This is a genomic window from Tahibacter caeni (assembly GCF_024609805.1).
Classification (GTDB): Bacteria; Pseudomonadota; Gammaproteobacteria; order Xanthomonadales; family Rhodanobacteraceae; genus Tahibacter; species Tahibacter caeni.
Window position 1 is genome coordinate 1 of the sequence record NZ_JANFVR010000349.1, and the last position, 4,777, is coordinate 4,777.

The 4,777-nt window shown below is 68.1% G+C and carries 5 protein-coding genes and 1 pseudogene; all 6 read left to right on the top strand.

What is annotated here, in order from left to right; all coding sequences use genetic code 11:
- Positions 1–283 precede the first annotated feature (283 nt).
- Positions 284–691, top strand: a complete 408-nt coding sequence (gene rpsF / locus NON22_RS20475; RefSeq protein ID WP_257388834.1) for a 30S ribosomal protein S6 — start codon at positions 284–286, stop codon at positions 689–691.
- 15 nt (positions 692–706) lie between these two features.
- Entirely contained in the window at positions 707–931 is a 225-nt protein-coding gene (gene rpsR / locus NON22_RS20480) for a 30S ribosomal protein S18 (protein ID WP_257388835.1), read from the top strand.
- 349 nt (positions 932–1,280) lie between these two features.
- Positions 1,281–1,727, top strand: coding sequence for a 50S ribosomal protein L9 (gene rplI / locus NON22_RS20485; protein ID WP_257388836.1), 447 nt, complete (start codon positions 1,281–1,283; stop codon positions 1,725–1,727).
- Between the two features lie 198 nt (positions 1,728–1,925).
- Positions 1,926–3,314 (top strand): replicative DNA helicase, encoded by a 1,389-nt coding sequence (locus NON22_RS20490; protein ID WP_257388837.1) that lies wholly within the window; start codon positions 1,926–1,928, stop codon positions 3,312–3,314.
- A gap of 179 nt (positions 3,315–3,493) precedes the next feature.
- Positions 3,494–4,567, top strand: coding sequence for an alanine racemase (gene alr / locus NON22_RS20495; protein ID WP_257388838.1), 1,074 nt, complete (start codon positions 3,494–3,496; stop codon positions 4,565–4,567).
- Between the two features lie 13 nt (positions 4,568–4,580).
- Positions 4,581–4,777: pseudogene (locus tag NON22_RS20500) on the top strand (DNA repair protein RadA); the annotation flags it as partial.

The window sequence follows — 4,777 nt, forward strand, 5'->3', positions numbered from 1 at the left end:
GCGGCACCTGCCCGCCGCGACGGCGGCCGCTCCAGTCGGCCAGCCCTCCCGCCGGGGCGGCCGCTTCGATCGGCGACACCCCGTCCACCGCCGCGGCTGCGACCAGGCGGCGGCGCGCCGCCGGAGGCCGCGGACGCTTGCGCTTCAACGACTTGCCAAGTCCGCGCGGCGCCCGCTAGAATCCGCGACCCCGTGCGCCATCCCGGCACCGGGGAACTCGCCTCACCGTCCTGCGGGAGGCTGCGCAGCGGCATCCGCCCTGCGTCATCCACGAGGAGTTTCCATGCGTCATTACGAAATCGTGTTCCTGGTCCACCCGGACCAGAGCGAACAGGTGCCCGCCATGATCGAGCGCTACAAGGCGCTGATCGAAGGCGACAAGGGCGCCGTTCACCGTCTGGAAGACTGGGGCCGCCGCCAGCTGGCGTTCCCGATCCAGAACCTGGCCAAGGCCCACTACGTCCTGATGAACATCGAGTGCAGCCAGACCGTGCTGAACGAACTCGAGTCGGGCTTCCGCTTCAACGACGCCGTCCTGCGCCACCTGATCCTCGCGCGCGACGAAGCCGTCACCGAGCAGTCCTTCATCATGAAGACCAAGGACGAGAAGAGCGGTGATCGCCGTCGTCGTGACGACGACGAAGGCGGTTTCGGCGGCAACGCCGACAGCAACGACGCCGAAGCGGCCTAAGTCCAGGAGCCCACCATGTCCAAGTTTTTCCGCCGCAAGAAGTTCTGCCGCTTCACCGCCGAAGGCACCGTGGAGATCGACTACAAGGATCTGAACACGCTGCGCCAGTACATCGGCGAAACCGGCAAGATCGTCCCGAGCCGCATCACCGGCACCAAGGCCAAGTACCAGCGCCAGCTCGGCATCGCGATCCAGCGCGCCCGCTTCCTGTCGCTGCTGCCCTACTGCGACAACCACTGAGGTTAGCGCGATAACCCGATGCACCCGTCGCCCGCTCCGCGGGCGACGATCACTTCCCTCTCGCCCAAGCTCCGCTTGGGGGAGAGGACTAGGGGTGAGGGAGAAGCCCGAGTCGGCGAAATCGTTGAAATTTTCGCCGATTCTTCAAACCACCGCGACAGCAAGGCTCCGGCAAACCCGGACCCCGCCCGTCGCGGCCACTGCCCCCCTCCCTCGCCCTCACTCTCCCTCAGGCGCGCAACGCCTCGGGAGAGGGAATACCGAACAGTCTCGCGACGTTTAGCGACATCGCGATTCGGACAGCCACCGCTGCACCGGTCCTGCCGGTGCTAACGAATCGGAGAATCCCATGGAACTCATCCTGCTGCAGAAAGTGAAGAACCTCGGCGTGCTCGGCGACAAGGTCAAGGTCAAGCCGGGCTACGGACGCAACTACCTCGTCCCGCAGGGCAAGGCCGTGCCGGCCACGGCCGACAACGTCGCCCAGTTCGAACAGCGCCGCGCCGAGTTCGAAGCCAAGGCCAACCAGATCCTGTCCGGCGCCGAAGCGCGCAAGGCCGCCCTGGAAGGAGCCAGCGTCACGATCGGCGCGAACGCGAGCCCGGAAGGCAAGTTGTTCGGCTCGGTCGGTCCGCGCGACATCGCCGAAGCCTTCACGGCCGCCGGCAAGCCGCTCGAAAAGTCGGAAGTGGTCATGGGCGAAGGCCCGCTGCGCCACGTCGGCGAATTCGAAGTCCACGTGCACCTGCACGCGGACGTGCACACGACGGTCAAGGTCGTCGTCACGGCCGCCTGATCGCGGCACCGCAACGTGTCATCGACGGGCGCCCTCGCGGCGCCCGTTTCTTTTTGTGTCGGCGGGGCGTGGTCCGCCGACGCGGCTGAACGCAATCGCACAGCCTATACCGTAGTTATCAACAGCTTTCAGTCTCGACAGCTGCGACGCCGATTCGGATGATCGGACGTCGTGCCGGTCGCTCGCCGCGAGAGTTCCATGGCCGCCTCACCCGATCGCAAAACCGTCCAACGCATCGACAGCCTGCGCGTGCCGCCGCATTCGGTCGACGCCGAACAGGCCGTGCTCGGCGGTCTGATGCTGTCTCCCGAAGCCTGGGACAAGGTCGCCGACCGCCTCAACGAGGACGACTTCTACCGCAAGGACCATCGCGTGATCTTCCGCGCGATCACCGAGCTGTCGAACAAGGGCATGCCCTGCGACGCGGTGACGCTCGGCGAATGGTTCGAATCGCAGGGCCTCGCCGATCTCGTCGGCGGCACGGCCTACATCCTGCAGCTGGCCAATACCACGCCGAGCGCGGCCAACATCATCGCCTACTGCGACATCGTGCGCGAAAAGTCCGTGCTGCGTCAGCTCATCGACGCGGGCACCGAGATCGTCAGCGACGGCTTCGCGCCCGAAGGCCGCAGCACCCAGGAAATCCTCGAAGGCGCCGAGCAGCGCGTGTTCCGCATCGCCGAGGCCGGCGCGCGCGGCCGCCAGGGCTTCGTGCCGATGCGCACGGCGGTCAAGGACGCGTTCGCGATCCTGCATCACCGCTTCGAGAACCGCGGCACCGTGACCGGCATCCCGACCGGCTTCACCGATCTCGACGAGATGACCGCGGGCCTGCAGCCCTCGGACCTCATCATCGTCGCGGCGCGCCCGGCCATGGGCAAGACCGCGTTCTCGCTGAACATGGCCGAATACGCCGCGATGAAAACCAAGCGCGCGGTCGCCGTGTTCTCGATGGAAATGTCGGCCTCGCAGCTCGCGTTCCGCCTGATCTCCTCGGTCGGCCGCATCAACCAGCAGCACCTGCGCAACGGCGACATCCAGGAAGAAGAATGGCCGCGCGTCACGAGCGCGATCACGCTGCTGTCGGAAGCCAAGATCTTCATCGACGACACGCCGGCGCTGTCGCCGGGCGAACTGCGTGCGCGCTGCCGCCGCCTCAAGCGCGAGCACGACCTCGGTCTGATCGTGATCGACTACCTGCAGCTCATGCAGGTGCCCGGAAACAAGGAGAATCGCGCCACCGAAATTTCAGAAATCTCGCGCAGCCTGAAGGCCCTCGCGAAGGAACTGAACGTGCCGGTGATCGCGCTGTCGCAGCTGAACCGCTCCCTGGAGCAGCGCCAGGACAAGCGTCCCGTCATGGCCGACCTGCGCGAATCCGGCGCTATCGAACAGGACGCGGACGTCATCATGTTCATCTACCGCGACGACTACTACAACCAGGACTCGCCCGACAAAGGCCTGGCCGAGATCATCATCGGCAAGCAGCGTTCCGGCCCTACGGGCAGCGTCAAGCTGACGTTCCTCGGCCAGTACACGAAGTTCGAGAACCACGCCTCGGACAATTACCTGGGCTCCTACGAGTGAGCCGCGCGGCACATGCAGCGCGCTGACGCGCAGCCACGGCGCGCGCGGCCGGCGGCGCGTCTCCGGCAGGGCGTGGGCCGCCGGTGAAGTGCGGCCTTCCGCAGCCGCCGCGACGTCGCATGCCGCCGCCCCGCATCCCGGTGCGCCTCTCTTCCGTTTCCGCCGACTGAGCACCGACCTTGCGTTCCGCCACCGCCACCATCCGATCGGCCGCGCTGCGCGCGAACCTCGCGCAGCTGCGCCGTCTGAGCCAGGGCGCGAAGGTCGTCGCCGTCGTCAAGGCCGACGGCTACGGCCACGGGCTCGAACGCGTCGCGCGGATACTGTCCGATGCGGACGCCTTCGGGGTCGCCGCGATCGCCGACGGCCAGCGCCTGCGTGCGGCCGGCCATCAACAGCGCATCATCGTGCTGTCGGGCCCCGACGAAGCCGCCGACCTCGCCGAGCTGCGCCGCCTGCGCCTGGACGCCGTGATCCATCACGAATCGCAGCTGCGCTGGCTCGCCGCCGACCGCGATCCGCGACCGCTGCGCGTCTGGCTCAAGATCGACACCGGCATGCATCGCCTGGGCTTCGCGCCGGAACGCGTGCGCGAGGTCCACGAACGGCTGCTCGCCATGCCGTCGGTCGACCGCGACATCGTGTTCATGACCCACTTCGCCGCATCCGACGAATTCGACAACGCCGTGACCGCCGAACAGATCGCGCGTTTCGACGCGGCGACGCAGGGTTTGCCGGGCCCGCGCTGCCTGGCCAATTCGGCCGGCGTGCTCGGCTGGCCCGCGGCGCGCGGCGACTGGGTGCGCACGGGCGGCCTGCTGTACGGGCTGTCGGTCGTCGCGGGCAAGAGCGGCCGCGACCTCGGCTTCGAGCCGGTCATGAGCCTGTCGACGCGGCTGATCGCGATCAATCGCCTGCGGCGCGGCGAACGCGTCGGCTATGCGGGTACCTGGGAATGCCCCGAGGACATGGACGTCGGCGTCATCGCGATCGGCTACGGCGACGGCTATCCGCGCAGTGCCGCGCCGGGCACGCCGGTGCTGCTCGGCGGCCGGCGCCTGCCCATCGTCGGCCGCGTGTCCATGGATCTCGCGACGATAGACCTGCGCGAGGCGCCCGACGCGCACGTGGGCGACCGCGTGCTGCTCTGGGGCGACGCGTTGCCGGTCGAGGAAATCGCCGAGCGCGCCGGTACCATCGCCTACGACCTGACCTGCGGCATGACCAAGCGCGTGCTGTTCGTCGAAGACTGACACGGAGACGTCCATGGCCAAGGCGAAGACGGCCTATGTCTGCAACGAATGCGGCAGCGAGCACAGCAAGTGGCAGGGCCAGTGCGCCGACTGCGGCGCCTGGAACTCGCTCAGCGAGATCGTGCTGAACGCCGCGAAGGCCGCGCCGGCCGCGGCGCGGCGCGGCGGCTATGCCGGCGACGCGGGCGCGCCGCGCGTGCTGTCGCTCGG

Coding starts and splice junctions, on each gene's coding strand:
- NON22_RS20490 (WP_257388837.1), top strand. CDS start 1,926: ATGGCCGCCTCACCCGATCGCAAAACCGTCCAACGCATCGACAGCCTG.
- rplI (WP_257388836.1), top strand. CDS start 1,281: ATGGAACTCATCCTGCTGCAGAAAGTGAAGAACCTCGGCGTGCTCGGC.
- rpsF (WP_257388834.1), top strand. CDS start 284: ATGCGTCATTACGAAATCGTGTTCCTGGTCCACCCGGACCAGAGCGAA.
- rpsR (WP_257388835.1), top strand. CDS start 707: ATGTCCAAGTTTTTCCGCCGCAAGAAGTTCTGCCGCTTCACCGCCGAA.